Raw genomic sequence first — 16,015 nt, 5'->3', positions numbered from 1 at the left:
GTGAACATATTTCCGCCGCCCTAGCTCCAACTCATTGTTTGATAGCATTTCTAGACACGACGCCGATCAAAGGCGCTGGGAATGCGCAATCAGGAACGCTTGAATGTCCGTATTTGAAAAACTTTCCCGCTATCAGCCTTACGCACTAGCAGCACTGCGCATCATCGCCGCGCTTCTCTTTATCGAACATGGCACGCAGAAGCTTTTTGGCTTTCCCGCTGCGACAATGGAAGGATCACTTCCCCCACTTCTTCTTGCGGCCGCGTTGCTTGAACTCGTCGGCGGCATTCTCATCCTCATCGGTCTCTTCACCCGCCCGGTCGCCTTCATTCTCTCCGGCCAAATGGCTGTTGCCTATTTCATGGCACATGCGCCCAAAAGCGTCTTCCCTGCCATCAACGGGGGCGATGCTGCAATCCTTTTTTGCTTCATCTTCCTGTTCCTCGTGACCGCAGGTCCGGGAGCCTTTGCTGTCGATAAGCGCTAAGAAACTTCTTCGTCGCTATCCTTGGCGCAAGGCCGGGGATAGCGGCAACGAGTGGCGGAGGCTCTGCTGCTCGCTCCGCAGTCCGAGTAACGTACGGCTGCGTCTTCCTCCGCCTAAAGCGCTTCCAGCGCGCCTCTAGGTAGCCACTGGTTGATCTTGGCGCGCAGCAGTTCCGGGCTGATGGGTTTGGAAATATAATCGTCCATGCCGCAGGCGAGGCATAGTTCGCTGTCACGATCGAGAGCGTGCGCCGTGACGCCGATGATCGGGACGCGACCGAGGCGGCCGTCCTCTTCGTCTTCCATCTGGCGGATCGACTGGACTGCCTGATAGCCGCTTATGACCGGCATCGATACGTCCATCAAGATCAGCGATGGGTTCTCATCGCGCCAGACCTCCACCGCTGTCTTGCCATCGCCGACGACGCGGAAACCGAGTCCCGTCTGCTGCAGGATCTGGCTGAAGACGATCTGGTTCACCTCATTGTCTTCTGCCACCAGCACATCGATCCCCGCACCGCTTTTTCGGGACGGTAGAGGCGTAGAAATCGACTGCGACTGATCATTCGTCATCGTCGCTGTGACTTGTGGAGACAGATTATTGTGCAGAGCAGGGGCGGGCAGCAAGGCTTCCAGCGCGTCTCTCAGGTGTCGGATGCGCAAGGGTTTGGCTATGTAGGCGTGCGCGGCCTCGTCGAGCTCGTCTTTGACCAGCGAGGTCAGCAGGATCACGGGGATGTCTTGCACGCCCGGATGGTGGCGTATGAAGCGCACCACGTCATCGGCGGGCATATCCGTCATGGTTTCATCGATAAGAATGGCGGCAGGGCGCAAGCCCAAGGCCACCGCTTCCTCCAGAATTGCAAGTCCGGTGGCACCGTTCTCAGCGGCATAGGCATCGAGCCGCCAGTCGCGCAGGCGCCTTGTCAGGATATCGCGGCTGATTGCATCGCCATCGATCACCAATATGCTCGAATCGGGGGGGCACAGAGGCGTGACGGGTTGCGCCGAGATCACGGCGACCGGTAGTTTGACCGTGAAGACCGACCCTTTGTTCTCTTCGCTTTCCGCTTCGATCTGGCCGTCGAGCAGAGAGACGTTGCTGATGGTTTCTGCAAAACCTGTTACGGTACGTGCCGAACCATCGTGCTGGCCCAGAAGTGAAGCGAGTTGCTCCTGCGACATGCCAACACCGGTATCTTCCACGGTGAGCAGAAGCGAGATGCCGCCTGACGCGGCGTGCTCGGCTTGGAGCCTGACGATGACGTGGCCGGAATGGGTGAAGCGGATGGCGTTGCTGACAAGCTCGGTGACGATCTGGCGCAAGCGCGCCGCATCCGCTTCGACGATCATCTCTGCCGATATATCGATGTCGGCAAAAAGGGTCACTCCCTTCTTCCGCGCGTAGAAGGCGAGCAGCGAAGCTATCTCCTCCACCAAATCGGCGGGGTCGAAGTGGCTGGTTTGCAAGGATACTGGGATGTCGGGTGAGGCGTGCAGTACAGCGTCGAGGCTTTGCAACAAGGCGTTGCCGGAGAGAACTATTCTGTCTGCATAGGCTTTCTGCCGGGCGTCGAGATCGGTTCGGGCAAGCGCTTGCGCCATGCCTAGAATGCCGGCGAGCGGCGTGCGAAGCAGCGCAATCGCCTCGATCGCTTTGCCGTAAGGCGGATCGGCAATTTCCAGACCGCTGGCAGTGTTTAACTGCCGCACGCCGCCGAAAGCAGGCATCTTTTCGAAAACTTCATAAAGAAAGATTTGCCCAGTCTCGTCGATGAAGCGTTCGCAGTGCAGCGTATGAGCGTCCGGCACTATGCCCCGGCAGGTGGCGATCTCGTCGGTCGCGAAGACGAGGCAGCGGCGTTCCTTGTCTTCTCGCTCCACATCGTCAGCCGTATCGAACATCATATGGCTCGACTGCCCGACGAAATCCTCCGGGCGTTTTCCGGCAAAACGGGCATATCCATTGTTGACGCAGACATAGCGCAGCTCACTATCCTTGACGCAAGCCGGCAGGCGCAGGGACAAAATTCCCTGGCAGGCCCTTTCCAACAAGCTGCCCTCGATACTCAAGCCGCGCTCCGAACCATCAATAGAATCAAATATCTTTAATCTTGTCACAGGCTAAGAGAGCCACGCTCGAAAAACCATGGGCCCTGAAGGCTTTTCAAGCTTTTTTAACCATAAGCATCAAGTCGCTGCCGCAGCGTGGGCGAAAGAATTGCTTGACTTTTTTCGACAAAAAGACCACATGCCGTCTCAAGCTTTCACCTTCCACAGCCGCGTGAGCTGTAGCGTCCTTTCAAAATCATACGCACGCATGAAGGAAAAGCGCATTTGATGCAGAATACGGCGATCATTCGCCGGTGCTGAGCGCAGAGAGTTATTTCAACCCACCAAGTTCCCAATTCACGCGGGGTTCTTGACGCCAAGACAACCGGACAGCATGGGCTGTACCGGCTGAAGCGTTTTGGCGCCCCGAAAGGTATTCTATTGACCAGTTTTAACGAACTCGGCCTCTCCGAAAAGATCGTGGCCGCTGTCACCGCACTCGGTTATACGACACCAACACCTATTCAGGCGAAAGCCATCCCACTTCTGATGGAAGGCCGCGATGTTATCGGTCTTGCACAGACCGGCACCGGCAAGACTGCCGCATTCGGTCTGCCGATGATCGAAATGCTGATGAAGCATGCCGAACGTCCTGCCAACCGCACCACCCGTTCTCTGATCCTTGCGCCGACGCGCGAGCTGGTCAACCAGATCGGCGAGAACCTGCGCTCCTTCGTCAAGAAGACGCCGCTTCGCATCAACCAGGTTGTCGGCGGCGCGTCGATCAACAAGCAGCAGTTGCAGCTGGAAAAGGGCACCGACATTCTGGTCGCGACCCCTGGCCGCCTGCTCGACCTGATTGCGCGTAACGCAATTTCGCTGTCCAAGGTCACGCATCTCGTGCTCGACGAAGCCGACCAGATGCTCGATCTCGGCTTCATCCACGACCTGCGTAAGATTTCCAAGATGGTGCCGGCAAAGCGCCAGACGCTTCTGTTCTCGGCCACCATGCCGAAGGCGATTGCCGATCTTGCCGGTAGCTACCTGACCGACCCGGTCAAGGTGGAAGTCACGCCTCCGGGCAAGGCTGCCGACAAGGTGGAGCAGTATGTTCACTTCGTCGCCGGCAAGAACGACAAGACCGACCTCCTGAAGAAGTCGCTTGCCGAAAATCCGGATGGCCGCGCCATCGTCTTCCTTCGCACCAAGCATGGCGCCGAGAAGCTTTACAAGCATCTCGAACATGTCGGCTATAAGGTTGCTTCGATCCACGGCAACAAGAGCCAGGGTCAGCGCGAGCGCGCGTTGAAGGGCTTCAAGGATGGCGAAGTCAAGGTGCTGGTGGCGACCGACGTTGCTGCACGCGGCATCGACATTCCAGCCGTAACGCACGTCTTCAACTACGACTTGCCTGAAGTGGCGGATGCCTATGTTCACCGCATCGGTCGTACGGCCCGTGCGGGTCGTGATGGTATCGCGATTGCGTTTTGCGCACCGGACGAAACCCGTCTGCTGCACGACATCGAAAAGCTGATGAAGATCGAAATTCCGGTCCTCTCCGGTGAGCGTCCGGAAGGTCTTGCCAGCCCGACCCGCGGTAGCGGCAACCGTGGCGGTCGTGGAAACGGCGCAGGTAACGGTGGACGTCGTCAGGGTGGCGAGCGCGGCGAGCGTTCGCATGGCGACCGTCCGGCGCGCGGTCATCGTGAAGGCGGTCACCGTGAAGGTGGTCATCGTGAAGGCGGGCGCCGCAACGGCGATTTCCGCGGTCAGCGTGCGGGCGAGTTCGCTCCGGTCGAGCGCGATAACGATCTGGAAGTCACGTCCGACTTCAAGCGCACCAAGGTTGACGGTGGCGAGGGCGCGAAGTCTGCCGGTCCGCGCAAGCACCGCGGTGGTCAGGGCCGTCCGGCTCGCAAGTCCGGCTCCTTTGCCGCTGCCGGTCAGGCGCGTCCTGCCGGTAACGCCGGTCGCGGTCGCAAGCGCGGCTGATACAGCTTTATGAATGCACAAACGCCCGGACGATCATCCGGGCGTTTTTGTTTTGAGCGTGTTTTCAGGACGATGACGAGGCTAGGTGGGCGAGTTCGTATCGATATGCTTGATGCCGCACAGCATTTCCCGTTTACCGGCAAAACCCTTGCGGCGTTCGACCTTGAAGCCGACGGCCTGCAGATTGCGACGCACGAAGCCTGCGGCGGCATAGGTCGCAAAGGTTCCGCTCTCACGCGTCTTTTCATAGATTGAGTTCATGATCTCTACCGACCACATGTCTGGATTGCGCGATGGCGCAAATCCATCCAGGAACCAGGCGTCGAAGGTAAGCGCACTCGTCCTGATACCTTGGAGTGCCTCGCCGCAGACGACGGTGAGCCTGGTCTGATCATCCAGTTGCAGCGCAATGATGCCTTGCGGCTCTTGCGGCCACAGCGCGACGAGGGCCTGACGTTCCGTGTCGACTTCCGGCCAGCGCGACAGCGCCCGGTCGATCTCTTGCGCCCGCATGGGGTAGAGTTCGAAGGAAACGAAGTGCAATGTCTTGCCGGGGCGGCGTGCAAGTTTCCACTGTCGCCATGTTTCGGTGAGATTGAGCGCGGTACCGAAGCCGAGTTCGCCGATGAGGAACGTTTCTTCCTGCTGATCGGCCCAGCGACCTGGAAGGCCATTGCCGTTCAGGAAGACATGGCCGCATTCCAGCCGCCCATCCGTCTGGCAATAAAAATGATCGCCAAAGGCCAGCGAATAGGGCATATCGCCCTCTCGCCAATCCAGCATGTTTTCGCCGGTGCTGTCCGGGTCCAAGTCTTCGGGATGTGTCATGGTCCAAGCCGATAGTCTTCCCGATCACAGAGGTCAATCATCTTTGCCGCCCAGTGCGTCGCTGCTGATCATCGGCGGCGGTATCATGGGGCTGTGGGCGGCGCGGAAAGCTGACCGTCTGGGGATCGATACGGTCCTTGTCGATGCCGGGCACGCAGGTTGCGGCGCGAGTGGGGGGCTGCTTGGCGCGCTGATGCCGCATATGCCAGATCGCTGGAACGACAAGAAGCAGTTCCAGTTCGATGCGCTTCTGACATTGGAAGACGAGATTGCGCGGCTTGAAGCCGAGACAGGCCTCTCGGCTGGATACAGGCGGTGCGGGCGCATCATTCCGCTGCCGAAACCGCATCTGCGTGTGATTGCTGAACGCCATAGTCAGGAGGCGAAGACCAATTGGGATCAGCAGGGCCAGCGGTTCCACTGGCACGTGCTGGATGCGCCACCGGCGGAAAACTGGGTCGATGCATCGGCAGGGCAGGCGGGGTTCGTGCATGACACCTTCGCCGCGAAGGTCTCTCCGCGCGGCTTGGTTGCGTCACTGACTGCGTTTCTCAATGCGTCGCGGCATGTGCGTGTCGTAGAGAGACAAAAGATCGTATCGCTCGGCAAGAACGGCGTTGCGCATTTCGACGACGGATCGCGCCTGTCGTTCTCGCGCGCTATTGTTTCGGCAGGGTACGCCTCTTTTCCCCTTTTGGGGCAGACATTTGCTCTTCCGTCCGAGGCTGCACTCGGTCAGGCGGTCAAAGGGCAGGCTGCCCTGTTGCGGGGATCGATCGATTCCACCATGCCGGTGGTGTTCCTCAATGGACTTTACATCGTGCCGCATGAGGACGGGACAGTCGCAATCGGCAGCACCAGCGAGGATTCTTTTGCTGAGCCCTTCGCGACCGATGACAAACTGGATGCTCTTTTGAGCGCAGCGAGAGAGATCGTGCCGGAGCTTTCGAAGGCCAAGATCATCGAACGCTGGGCCGGGCTTCGGCCAAAGGCCATCGGTCGTGATCCGATGGTGGGGGCGCATCCTGAACACTCCCACATCGTAGCGCTAACCGGCGGCTTCAAGGTGAGTTTCGGTTTGGCTCATCGTCTTGCGGATGCCGCACTTTGCGCTGTTCAGGGCAAGGATATGGATGTGCCTTCCAGCTTCCGCACCGATGCGCATCTTGCGCTTGTTCACGCAAATCTGTGAGCGACGTTCGGACCACGTCGTTAATCTGTCACGCAAATCACCTATCTGCTGTCGCCATGAACAGACAGACATAAATCCCAGTTGAGCGGGGCGAGGTGACGACGCATGCGGTACGCCATTCATTACACGCCTTCCCCGAACGACCCGATGACTTTTGCTGCTGCATCGTGGCTCGGTCGTGACGTCTATTCCGGCTACAGCGTGGAGCCGCCTGCGCAGACCGGCCTTGGGATGCAGGAACTCTCCTACTTCACCGCACTTCCGCGCCGCTACGGTTTCCATGGTGCGATCAAGGCGCCGTTCCAGCTTGCCGAGGGCATGACCGAAGCCGCGCTGCTTCGTGACCTGATGCGGTTTGCCGGTACACACCAGCCTTTCACGTTGCCGCCGCTCGAAATCGCCAAGCTCGGTAACAGCTATGGGCTCGTACCGTCGTGGCCGTCAGAGACTTTGAATTTTCTCGCAGCCAGCGTCGTGCAGGATTTCGACCGGTATCGTACACCGCTGTCGGATGCAGATATCGACCGGGCCGATCCGCACCGGCTGTCTGCTACGCAGCTGACCAATCTGCACCGCTGGGGGCACCCTTACGTCATGGATGAGTTTCGTTTTCAAATGACTCTCACAGGGGCCATCGTACCGGCCGATTGTGCGCGCCTGGAGCGTGCATTGCGCAGCGTGTTCGCTGCTCTCCTCGAACGCCCGCTGGAGTTTGCCAATCTTGCGCTCTTTGTCGAAGAGGAGCCGGGGGCACCGTTCAGGGTGCATTCGCTGCATCCCATGGGTCGTGTCTCGGCGCGCAAGATCGCCTGATTGCGAGGTGCGCTGGACGCCTCAGCCCAGCGAAAAGGCAGCGGGCGCTTTTGGTGAAATTGCGCTGAAACGCTCTCGACTTTCCGGTCTGCAATGCTACCGTTCACGAAATTTCGTGAAGGTGATTTGATGATTTCCGCAGACTATCCCCGCAATCTCATTGGTTATGGCCGCAACGCTCCCGATCCGAAATGGCCGGGCGGTGCGCGCATCGCCGTGCAATTCGTCATCAATTACGAAGAGGGCGGAGAGAGTTGCATTCTCGACAATGACAAGGCGTCGGAATCGCTGCTGTCGGAAATCGTCGGCGCGCAACCATGGCCGGGGCAGCGCAATCTGAACATGGAATCGATCTACGAATACGGCTCGCGCGCCGGTTTCTGGCGTCTGTGGCGCATGTTCACCTCGCTTGGCGTGACAACCACAGTCTATGGCGTCACCTCGGCTATGGCGCGCAACCCGGAGGCGGTTGCCGCCATGAAAGAAGCCGGATGGGAGATCGCCAGCCATGGCTACCGCTGGCTGGAATATAAGGATTATTCCGAAGAGGAAGAGCGCAAGCACATCCTCGAAGCGGTGCGGCTCCATACCGAACTGACGGGCGAGCGCCCCTACGGCATGTATCAGGGCAAGCCGTCGGACCATACGCTAAAGCTCGTCATGGAGGAGGGTGGCTTCCTCTATTCCTCCGATTCCTACGCCGACGATCTGCCCTATTGGGTGAAGGGATCAAAGAACGATCCGTTCCTGATCATCCCCTATACGCTTGAAACCAATGACATGCGCTTTGCCACGCCGCAGGGCTTCAATTCCGGCGATCAGTTCTACACCTATCTGAAGGATGCCTTCGACGTGCTCTATCAAGAGGGCGTGGAAGGCTCGGCCAAGATGATGAGTGTCGGGCTTCATTGCCGTCTGGTCGGTCGTCCGGGACGTGCGGCAGCGCTTCGCCGCTTCATCGAATATGTGATCGGCCACGAGAAGGTCTGGATACCGCAGCGTATCGACATCGCGCGCCACTGGCATGAGCATCACAAGCCGGAGGCGCTTTGATGCTAGAGCGTGACGATTTCATCAGCCGCTTCGGCGGCGTCTTCGAGCATTCCCCCTTTATCGCCGAACGCGCCTATGATTCAGGTGTCGTGGTGGAGCCGCTGACGGCGAGAGGTGTTCACGAGGCGTTGTGCGTGCCGTTTCGTGCGGCATCTTATGAGGAGCGTCTTGGCGTCTTGCGGGCGCATCCGGATCTTGCTGGCAAGCTCGCCATTGCCGGTGGGCTGACAGAAGACAGCAAAAAGGAACAGGCCGGTGCCGGGCTCGATCGACTGACGCCGGAAGAGCATGCGCGCTTTACCGCGCTCAATACGGCTTATGTCGAGAAGAACGGCTTTCCTTTCATCATCGCAGTGAAGGGGCTTAACAAGGACGATATTCTGCGTGCCTTCGAAGAGCGCATTCACAACGATGCCGAACAGGAGTTTGCCACGGCAACCGCGCAGGTGGAGAAGATCGCTTACTTGCGCCTTTCCGCGCTGTTGCCTGAGGCTGCTGCCTGATGCGGCGGCTTTCCATGCGGGGTTTCTCGCTCTATATTCTCTGCCAGCAAAGGATTTGAGCGATGAGACCGTCGGAGGTGCTGGAACAGAATCGGGAGGCGATCCGCGAAGCGACGAAGCGCTTCAACGCGGCAAACCCGCGTGTCTTCGGTTCGGTGGCGCGCGGCGAAGATCGCTCGGATAGCGATCTCGATATTCTGGTCGATGCCTTGCCGGAGACGACGCTTTTCGACCTCGGAGGATTACTCGAAGAACTGTCCGAGACTCTGGGCGTGCCTGTCGATGTCGTCACATCTGGTGGGCTTCATGCCAGGATCAGGGATCGTGTGTTGCAGGAAGCAAAGCCGATATGAATTCGGACCGGCTGCTTCTCCAGCTCGAAGAGATCGAGACCGCTACGGCAAGTATTCTGAAATTCGTCACGGACATGGACGAGGCCGCATTTCTTTCCGACGAACGGACACAGATGGCGGTGATGATGGGGCTTGCGATCATCGGAGAAGCTGTGGTCAAGATCGACCGAGGAGCGCCGGAGTTCTTGCGGCAATACCCCGATATCCCTTGGGTGCGGATGAAGGGTATGCGAAACCTCATCGTGCATGACTATTTCCGAGCTGAAATGTCTGTTGTCTGGAAGACGGTGACGGAGAGTATTCCCGAGTTGCAAGAGCATCTTGCCACCATCCGAAACTGGCGAGCGCAAGGTGAATGAGCATTGAGTGAGTTTCTGGAAATCCGCCCTCTCGAGCGCGAAGCCTTTCGTGCCTTTGGCGATGTCATCGAAGCCGATCCGTCGACGATGCGCCTCATCAATGGCGGCAATACCGAGCGTTATCATGCGCTCTCTCAAGCCGATGTCACGGGTGAGGGCGCGCGGGTGGTGATCAACATCTTTCGGGGCAAGCCAAGGCGTTTTCCCCATGCCGTGGATATGATGGAGCGGCATCCCTTTGGCAGTCAGAGCTTTTCGCCGCTTTCGGCGCGACCCTTCCTTGTGGTGGTGGCGCAGGATGAGGGTGGCAAGCCCGGTCGGCCTCATGCGTTTCTGACGGGTCCCGGCCAAGGGGTGAACTATCACCGCAATGTCTGGCACCATCCGCTGATGACGATCGGTGAGACAAGCGATTTTCTGGTGGTGGATCGGGATGGGCCGGGCGTCAATCTGGAAGAGTATTTTTACGAGCAACCCTTTCACATAGCGGAGCCCAGCCCATGACCGGCCTGACGACCCATGTTCTCGATGCCGCCCACGGCACGCCGGCCTCAGGCCTGAAGATCGATCTCTACCGGCTGGATGGCGAGCGACGCGAAAAGCTGAAGAGTGTGGAAACCAATAGCGACGGTCGGGTGGATGGCGGGCCGCTTCTTGTGGGGGAGGCGTTTCGCGCCGGACAGTATGAGCTGGTTTTCCATGCGGGCGATTACTTGCGCCAAAAAGGCCTTGTACTTCCCGAACCTGCCTTCCTAGACATCATTCCCATCCGCTTCGGCATTGCCGATGAGGCCGGGCATTATCACGTGCCATTACTGCTCTCGCCGTTCAGCTACTCCACCTATCGCGGCAGCTGATCGCCATGATCTTTGCCGCGATTGCCGATGTTCACGGAAACCATGCGGCACTCGAAGCGGTGCTGGCAGATATTGAAAAGCTTGGGATCACCGATATCGTCAATCTTGGCGACTGTTTCAGCGGACCGCTGGATGCGGGGCGCACGGCGAGACTGCTGATCGACCGAGGCATTCCGACGGTGCGCGGCAATCATGACCGTGCCGTGATCGAGCAGCAGCCCGATGAGATGGGACCGTGGGAAAGGACGATCTTCCCGCAGCTTTCACCTGCAGATATCGACTGGCTGAAGACCTTGCCCTTCGACATGGTGTTCAAGGGCGTGGCCTATTGCTGCCACGGCTCACCGGCTGGCGATCTCGATTACTGGCTGGACCGTATATTGCCGGAAGGCGTGCTGCATCTTCGCCCGCGTGCCGAGATTGAGGCGCTCGCCAGCGGCATCCATCAGCCGATCATGCTGTGCGGCCACACGCATATCGCCCGCACCGTGCAGCTTTCCGACGGAAGGCTGATCGTCAATCCGGGCAGTGTCGGCTGCCCCGGCTGGAAGGATGAAGAGCCCGTCTATCATCAGGTCGACGTTGGACATGGGCTCGCTTCCTATGCGGTTCTCGAAGAGACCGCGCTCGGCTGGCAGGTGACCCATCGCAATATCCGCTACGACGCAGCGCCCATGGCTGCGCTGGCCCGCAAGAATGGGATGAATCGCATCGGCAACGCCATTGAAGGCGGCTGGCTGGACTGATCTCGGTAGAACGCGCTCGCCGCTGTGGGGCTTAGCCGTTGCTGGTCATCACCACGCAGGAGTAGGAGCGAGCTTTCAAGTCCTTGCAGGCTGAAAGTGCCTCTGCCTGGGTGTCGAAACCGGTGAAGCGGGCGCGATAGAGTGTCGCGCCACCGGTGCTCACGACTTCGGTATAGGGGGCCACACCGGCATGGCTGGATGAGAGCGAGGCCTTGGCGGATTTCAACATAGACAGAGCAGCGGCTTCGGAGTCGGTTGCAGCGATCTGCACTTCCCAGCGGCTTCTACCTGGGGGAACGGCGGATGGTGCGACGGCGGATGTCTGCATCATATCCGCCATGACGTTGTCTGCCGATGCAATCTTCTGAGCGATCGGGTCTTGGCGTTCGGCAAACATGGGAAGCGGCACGACCGACGGGGGGGTATCGAAGGTGCGGCTGGTGCTGGCACTGGCGATCAACTGTTCCGTACCGCGTGTACGCGATGCTTTCGGTAGCGTCCTGTCGAGAAGGGCAACGACCTGGTTATCACGGCGTTGCGCGCTCTGCCCGCCGAGCACGACGGCAACGACGCTGCGTCCATTGTGGTTGACGGCGCTGACGATGTTGAAGCCGGAAGCGTTGGTGTAGCCGGTCTTGATGCCGTCCACGCCCTTGTAGCGCGTCAGCAGACGGTTATGACCGCGAATGGTCTTACCGCGAAAGCTGAAGGAGGTGGCGCTGAACATCTTGTATTCACGTGGGAAATCCCGCTGGAGGGCAAGGCCGAGTTTCGCCATATCGCGCGCTGTCGTCACCTGCGACTTATTCGGCAGGCCGGAGGCATTGCGGAACACGGTTTTCGTCATGCCAAGCTGGCGGGCCTTGCGTGTCATCATGTCGGCAAAGCGGGCTTCCGAGCCGCCGAGATGATCGCCCATGCCTTCGGCAAGGTCATTGGCGGATTTGACGATCATGCCATAGACGGCTTCGCGCACGGTGAAGGTGGTGCCGGCGCGCACGTAAAGCTTGGAGGGAATGGTCGCAGCACCGTTCTTCGACATGGTGATGCGCTGGTCCCAGCTGATACGGCCCTTATGCAGAGCCTCGAATGTCAGATAGAGTGTCATCATCTTGGTCAGCGATGCTGGGTATTTCAGCTGATCGGCATTTTGCGAATCCAGCACTTTTCCCGAATTCGCGTCGATGACGATATGCGCATAGCGTGCCTGCGCCGGTGCTGCCCCGAATGTGAGGATCGCGCAGAAGAACGCCAAAGCGAAAAGCCATGCTTCAGCCGTTCCCCGTCTGATCTTACCCGACATGAAATTCCCCTTATGCGTCCCTGTGCTGCCCGTTGCCCTCAAAGTAGCGAAGCTTTCAGGCAACAAAACCGTTCAAAGTTTAGAGACTGCCTTCATGCTTAATTAAGGATGAAAATCGACCCCCACTGGTGGCGGGTCAGATTTGGGGCTTGGCGGAGATTCTCCAGTGCTTCGGCACTGCTTCGGAGCGATCATAAGGGACGATGGGGAAGCGGAGCGTTCGGGCTAGATGCCTCTACAAAGGCGCCTTCAGCGGGGTTTTAGGGTTTGATCGGGAGTTCGCAAACGCGTCTTTGTCGAGGTGGCGCGAACACCTTTGAAACTCTCGTGCTTATGGCTTTGAAAAGGGGGGAGGAAACGGTGCCGCCCTCACGTGATTGTGAGGGCGGCAGCAGCGTTGCGTGGTCTGGATAGCTCTCGATCAGGGGTTCTGAACGAGGATGCTGCGATCGACATCAGTGATCAGGCGCTTGCCGCAAAGCGCCATGGTGATGTCCATTTCCTTGCGGATAATCTCAAGCGCTGTCGTGACACCGAGCTTTCCGTTGGCGCCAAGACCGTAGAGGAAGGGGCGACCGATATAGGTGCCCTTGGCGCCAAGCGCGATGGCTTTCAGCACGTCCTGGCCGGAGCGAATGCCGCCATCCATATGGACTTCAATCCGGTCGCCGACGGCATCGACGATCTTCGGCAGCATGGCGATGGAGGAGAGGGCACCGTCCAATTGCCGGCCGCCATGGTTGGAGACGATGATGGCATCCGCACCAGACTCCGCGGCGGCGCGTGCGTCCTCCTCGTCAAGAATACCCTTCAGGATCAGTTTGCCACCCCAGCGTTCCTTGATCCACTCGACATCCTTCCAGGAGAGACGCGGGTCGAACTGCTCCGCCGTCCAAGAGGAGAGGGAGGAGAGATCGGAAACGTTCTTGGCATGGCCGACGATGTTGCCGAAGCTGCGGCGCTTGGTCTGCAGCATGTCGAGGCACCATTTGGGCCGTGTCGCCATCTGCCAGATATGCTTCGGTGTAAACTTTGGCGGGGCCGAAAGGCCGTTGCGCAGATCCTTGTGGCGCTGGCCGAGGATTTGCAGATCGAGTGTCAGGACCAGTGCCGAGCATTTGGCGGCCTTCGCCCGGTCGATCAGATTGTTGATGAAGTCGCGATCCTTCATCACATACAGCTGGAACCAGAAGGGACGCGAGGTGACAGAGGCGACATCCTCAATGGAGCAGATGCTCATGGTGGACAGCGTGAAGGGAACGCCGAATTCCTCAGCAGCCTTGGCGGCCAGCATTTCCCCGTCGGCATGCTGCATGCCGGTAAGACCTGTCGGAGACAGCGCAACTGGCATGGACACCTTTTCGCCGATCATTTCCGTTTCCAGCGAACGGTTGGTCATGTCGACCAGAACGCGCTGGCGCAGCTTTATCTTTTGAAAATCATCCTCATTGGCGCGGTAAGTGCCTTCGGTCCATGCGCCGCTGTCGGCGTAATCGAAGAACATTTTGGGCACGCGCCGTTGCGCCTGTCTCTTCAGGTCGGCGATGGTGAGGATTTTGCTCATGGATAAAACCTTCAAATCTGAATGCTGACTGCATACCATGAAATACCAAGGTGCAACATCGAAATGTGGCGACGATCATCTGTCCCGTGCGACAAAATGAAGCTCACGCGTGCGCTCCGTCGCCGGGGTCGTGTACAGCTGATCGCCGGTGAGTTGTAACATCACGCCTTAAAATCGCCTTCTACGTGCCATTTTCTCGCATTGGCAATGAACCCACTATTTCCCCGAGAATTTTGACGCATTTTGCGTGGCGTATTTTGGAGGATAGCATGATCACCGTATTCTTCTGGGCACCGGAAGCCTCTAGGGCGAATGTTGGACACATCAGCATGAAGATAGGCGTCGGACAATCCAAGGGCCTAGAAACCTATGTCAGTTGGTGGCCGAACACGCGCGCTGAAGGCGCTTTTCTCAAGGATCCTGTCAGTCCTTATACCTATGAGCAAGACATCGGACCTAACGGAGAGGGAAAACCGCCGACCGCCAGTGTCAGTATTTCCGGTCTCAACGAAGCGGCGATGAAACGTGCCTGGGCCAATATGCTCGCCAAGAAGCCCGGCTATTTTCTTCTGAGAAAAAATTGCGCCTGGGCGGTCAAGAGCCTGCTGGACGTGGGTACTGGCTACGATCTGGCTGCGATGATGACCGACTTCGGTAACGTGCGTATAGCCGGTGGGGTATGGACCCCTCGCGCTGTTTTTGAATATTCCAGGCTATTGAAACGTCGCTACGACGGCAGGGCCAAGGTCGCCTCAGGTTCGGGCAGCGGCTCTGTCGATCCCTATTCCCTGCGCCTCGGCTGAGGCGGTATTGGCTCCAAAGCAACAGGACAAGCGGGTGGTATCGCTGCCCGTTATCCTTTCGCTTTGGTGGAGTGCTGCCAAAATTCGTCCCGCTCGGGGATGCTCACACATTTGGCGCAGCTTTGACGACGTCGATAAACGCGCGCAGGGGCGGGGGAACGGACCGATGGCCGGGATAATAAAGTGCCATCCTCTCAGCCGCGTGCATCCAGGATGTCAGCACCGGTGTCAGCTTGCCAGCGTCGATGGCGGGTTGGGCAATCCAGTTGACGACATATGCGATCCCTAAACCACTGGCGGCAGCCTCGACCATAAGATCCTCATCATCCAAAACAACTGTCCCACCCGTATCGACGGTGAGTTCCTGTCCGGCGCGATCAAACTCCCATTTGTAAAGCTTGCCGCTTGGCAGGCGGTGGCCGATGCAATGATGATGTGGCAGTTCGTGGGGCGTGAGCGGTTCTCCTGCGCGCTTCAGATAGGCGGGCGAGGCCACGCAAAGGAAATGTACGGGCTTGCCGAAAGGGACGGCGACCATGTCCTTCGGGATTGCTTCCATCAGACGAACACCGGCATCGAAGCCAGCGGAAACGATATCGATCAAACGGCCGTCCGCCACGAGATCGACCTCGACGTCGGGAAAGCGCTCTGTCATCAGCGGAAGGATTTCACGCACGAGATAGGCGATCGTGACGCGCGGCGCGTTTATCCTGACCCGGCCTGCGACATTGCCACGAAAAGTCGCCGTAGCATCGAGCGCCTCGTCCAGCAAATTCATCACATTGTGCAACCGGTTGAGCAGCGACAGGCCCGCTTCCGTGGGCGAGACGCTACGGGTCGTCCGGTTCAGGAGCCGTACGCCAAGGCGCTCCTCAAGCGCACGCACGGTGTGGCTCAAGGTGGAGGGGGCAGTTCCAAGCTCGTCCGCCGCACGACGGAAGCTGCGGTGCGTGGCGACGGCCATGAAGGCAGTAAGTTCGGTCAGGGATGGGCGCATGATTGATGGGAATTTTGCATGAGCACATCCCAATTTCAACGTCTAATCGCATCTATGCGTCATTGCTATCTGTCCATCAGCCGAGGCGAACACGCCAATCGCCCCCAACAGGAG

17 protein-coding genes are annotated in these 16,015 nt (G+C 58.7%); 12 read left to right on the top strand and 5 right to left on the bottom strand.

The genetic code is table 11. The features are described from left to right. Nucleotides 1-103 precede the first annotated feature (103 nt). Nucleotides 104-487, top strand: coding sequence for a DoxX family protein (locus tag ACQZ5M_RS03920; RefSeq protein ID WP_296019934.1), 384 nt, complete (start codon nucleotides 104-106; stop codon nucleotides 485-487). Between the two features lie 113 nt (nucleotides 488-600). Here ACQZ5M_RS03920 and ACQZ5M_RS03915 read toward each other — a convergent pair whose 3' ends face one another. Beyond that, nucleotides 601-2,559, bottom strand: coding sequence for a response regulator (locus ACQZ5M_RS03915; RefSeq protein WP_449079121.1), 1,959 nt, complete (start codon nucleotides 2,557-2,559; stop codon nucleotides 601-603). 420 nt (nucleotides 2,560-2,979) lie between these two features. On the opposite strand from ACQZ5M_RS03915, the gene ACQZ5M_RS03910 reads away from it, so the two are divergent. After that, the gene (locus tag ACQZ5M_RS03910) at nucleotides 2,980-4,530 is read left to right on the top strand and encodes a DEAD/DEAH box helicase (RefSeq protein WP_296085109.1); all 1,551 of its coding nucleotides are present in this window, start codon (nucleotides 2,980-2,982) and stop codon (nucleotides 4,528-4,530) included. Between the two features lie 81 nt (nucleotides 4,531-4,611). Here ACQZ5M_RS03910 and mnmD read toward each other — a convergent pair whose 3' ends face one another. After that, the gene (gene mnmD, locus ACQZ5M_RS03905; protein ID WP_449079120.1) at nucleotides 4,612-5,358 is read right to left on the bottom strand and encodes a tRNA (5-methylaminomethyl-2-thiouridine)(34)-methyltransferase MnmD; all 747 of its coding nucleotides are present in this window, start codon (nucleotides 5,356-5,358) and stop codon (nucleotides 4,612-4,614) included. Here mnmD and ACQZ5M_RS03900 point away from each other — a divergent pair. The 9 genes from ACQZ5M_RS03900 to ACQZ5M_RS03860 all read left to right on the top strand — a co-directional run bounded on the left by ACQZ5M_RS03900 (nucleotide 5,357) and on the right by ACQZ5M_RS03860 (nucleotide 11,234). Beyond that, nucleotides 5,357-6,550, top strand: a complete 1,194-nt coding sequence (locus ACQZ5M_RS03900; protein WP_449079119.1) for an NAD(P)/FAD-dependent oxidoreductase — start codon at nucleotides 5,357-5,359, stop codon at nucleotides 6,548-6,550. The genes mnmD and ACQZ5M_RS03900 overlap by 2 nt on opposite strands. 105 nt (nucleotides 6,551-6,655) lie before the next feature. Next, complete coding sequence (locus ACQZ5M_RS03895) at nucleotides 6,656-7,363, top strand: DUF1045 domain-containing protein (RefSeq protein ID WP_449079118.1); 708 nt, start codon at nucleotides 6,656-6,658, stop codon at nucleotides 7,361-7,363. Nucleotides 7,364-7,492: 129 nt separating this feature from the next. After that, complete coding sequence (puuE, locus tag ACQZ5M_RS03890; RefSeq protein ID WP_449079117.1) at nucleotides 7,493-8,416, top strand: allantoinase PuuE; 924 nt, start codon at nucleotides 7,493-7,495, stop codon at nucleotides 8,414-8,416. Beyond that, a complete protein-coding gene (gene uraD / locus ACQZ5M_RS03885; RefSeq protein ID WP_296085099.1) occupies nucleotides 8,416-8,919 on the top strand; it encodes a 2-oxo-4-hydroxy-4-carboxy-5-ureidoimidazoline decarboxylase in 504 nt (167 codons plus the stop codon). The genes puuE and uraD overlap by 1 nt, the downstream gene beginning before the upstream one ends. 62 nt (nucleotides 8,920-8,981) lie before the next feature. Continuing rightward, entirely contained in the window at nucleotides 8,982-9,272 is a 291-nt protein-coding gene (locus ACQZ5M_RS03880; RefSeq protein WP_296019915.1) for a nucleotidyltransferase family protein, read from the top strand. Next, nucleotides 9,269-9,631, top strand: coding sequence for a HepT-like ribonuclease domain-containing protein (locus tag ACQZ5M_RS03875; protein ID WP_449079116.1), 363 nt, complete (start codon nucleotides 9,269-9,271; stop codon nucleotides 9,629-9,631). The genes ACQZ5M_RS03880 and ACQZ5M_RS03875 overlap by 4 nt, the downstream gene beginning before the upstream one ends. A 3-nt stretch (nucleotides 9,632-9,634) precedes the next feature. Beyond that, nucleotides 9,635-10,135 carry an ureidoglycolate lyase gene (locus ACQZ5M_RS03870; protein WP_449079115.1) on the top strand — a complete coding sequence of 167 codons (501 nt, stop codon included), beginning with the start codon at nucleotides 9,635-9,637 and terminating at the stop codon, nucleotides 10,133-10,135. After that, a complete protein-coding gene (uraH, locus tag ACQZ5M_RS03865) occupies nucleotides 10,132-10,488 on the top strand; it encodes a hydroxyisourate hydrolase (RefSeq protein WP_296040565.1) in 357 nt (118 codons plus the stop codon). The genes ACQZ5M_RS03870 and uraH overlap by 4 nt, the downstream gene beginning before the upstream one ends. A gap of 5 nt (nucleotides 10,489-10,493) precedes the next feature. Further along, complete coding sequence (locus tag ACQZ5M_RS03860) at nucleotides 10,494-11,234, top strand: metallophosphoesterase family protein (protein WP_449079114.1); 741 nt, start codon at nucleotides 10,494-10,496, stop codon at nucleotides 11,232-11,234. A 31-nt stretch (nucleotides 11,235-11,265) separates the two neighbouring features. On the opposite strand, the gene ACQZ5M_RS03855 is transcribed toward ACQZ5M_RS03860, so the two are convergent. After that, complete coding sequence (locus tag ACQZ5M_RS03855; protein ID WP_296073614.1) at nucleotides 11,266-12,537, bottom strand: D-alanyl-D-alanine carboxypeptidase; 1,272 nt, start codon at nucleotides 12,535-12,537, stop codon at nucleotides 11,266-11,268. A gap of 421 nt (nucleotides 12,538-12,958) precedes the next feature. Further along, entirely contained in the window at nucleotides 12,959-14,101 is a 1,143-nt protein-coding gene (locus ACQZ5M_RS03850) for an alpha-hydroxy acid oxidase (protein WP_296040554.1), read from the bottom strand. Between the two features lie 269 nt (nucleotides 14,102-14,370). Between ACQZ5M_RS03850 and ACQZ5M_RS03845 the strand changes: the two genes are divergently transcribed. Beyond that, nucleotides 14,371-14,904 (top strand): hypothetical protein, encoded by a 534-nt coding sequence (locus tag ACQZ5M_RS03845; protein ID WP_296073610.1) that lies wholly within the window; start codon nucleotides 14,371-14,373, stop codon nucleotides 14,902-14,904. Nucleotides 14,905-15,007: 103 nt separating this feature from the next. Here the strand turns inward: ACQZ5M_RS03845 and ACQZ5M_RS03840 are convergent, their stop codons facing one another. Further along, the gene (locus ACQZ5M_RS03840; RefSeq protein WP_296020229.1) at nucleotides 15,008-15,904 is read right to left on the bottom strand and encodes a LysR family transcriptional regulator; all 897 of its coding nucleotides are present in this window, start codon (nucleotides 15,902-15,904) and stop codon (nucleotides 15,008-15,010) included. Nucleotides 15,905-16,015 lie beyond the last annotated feature (111 nt).

It is taken from the genome of Rhizobium sp. 22-785-1, assembly GCF_053521965.1.
The sequence above is the reverse complement of the archived record's forward strand: the minus strand, read 5'-3'. Positions and strand labels throughout refer to the sequence as shown.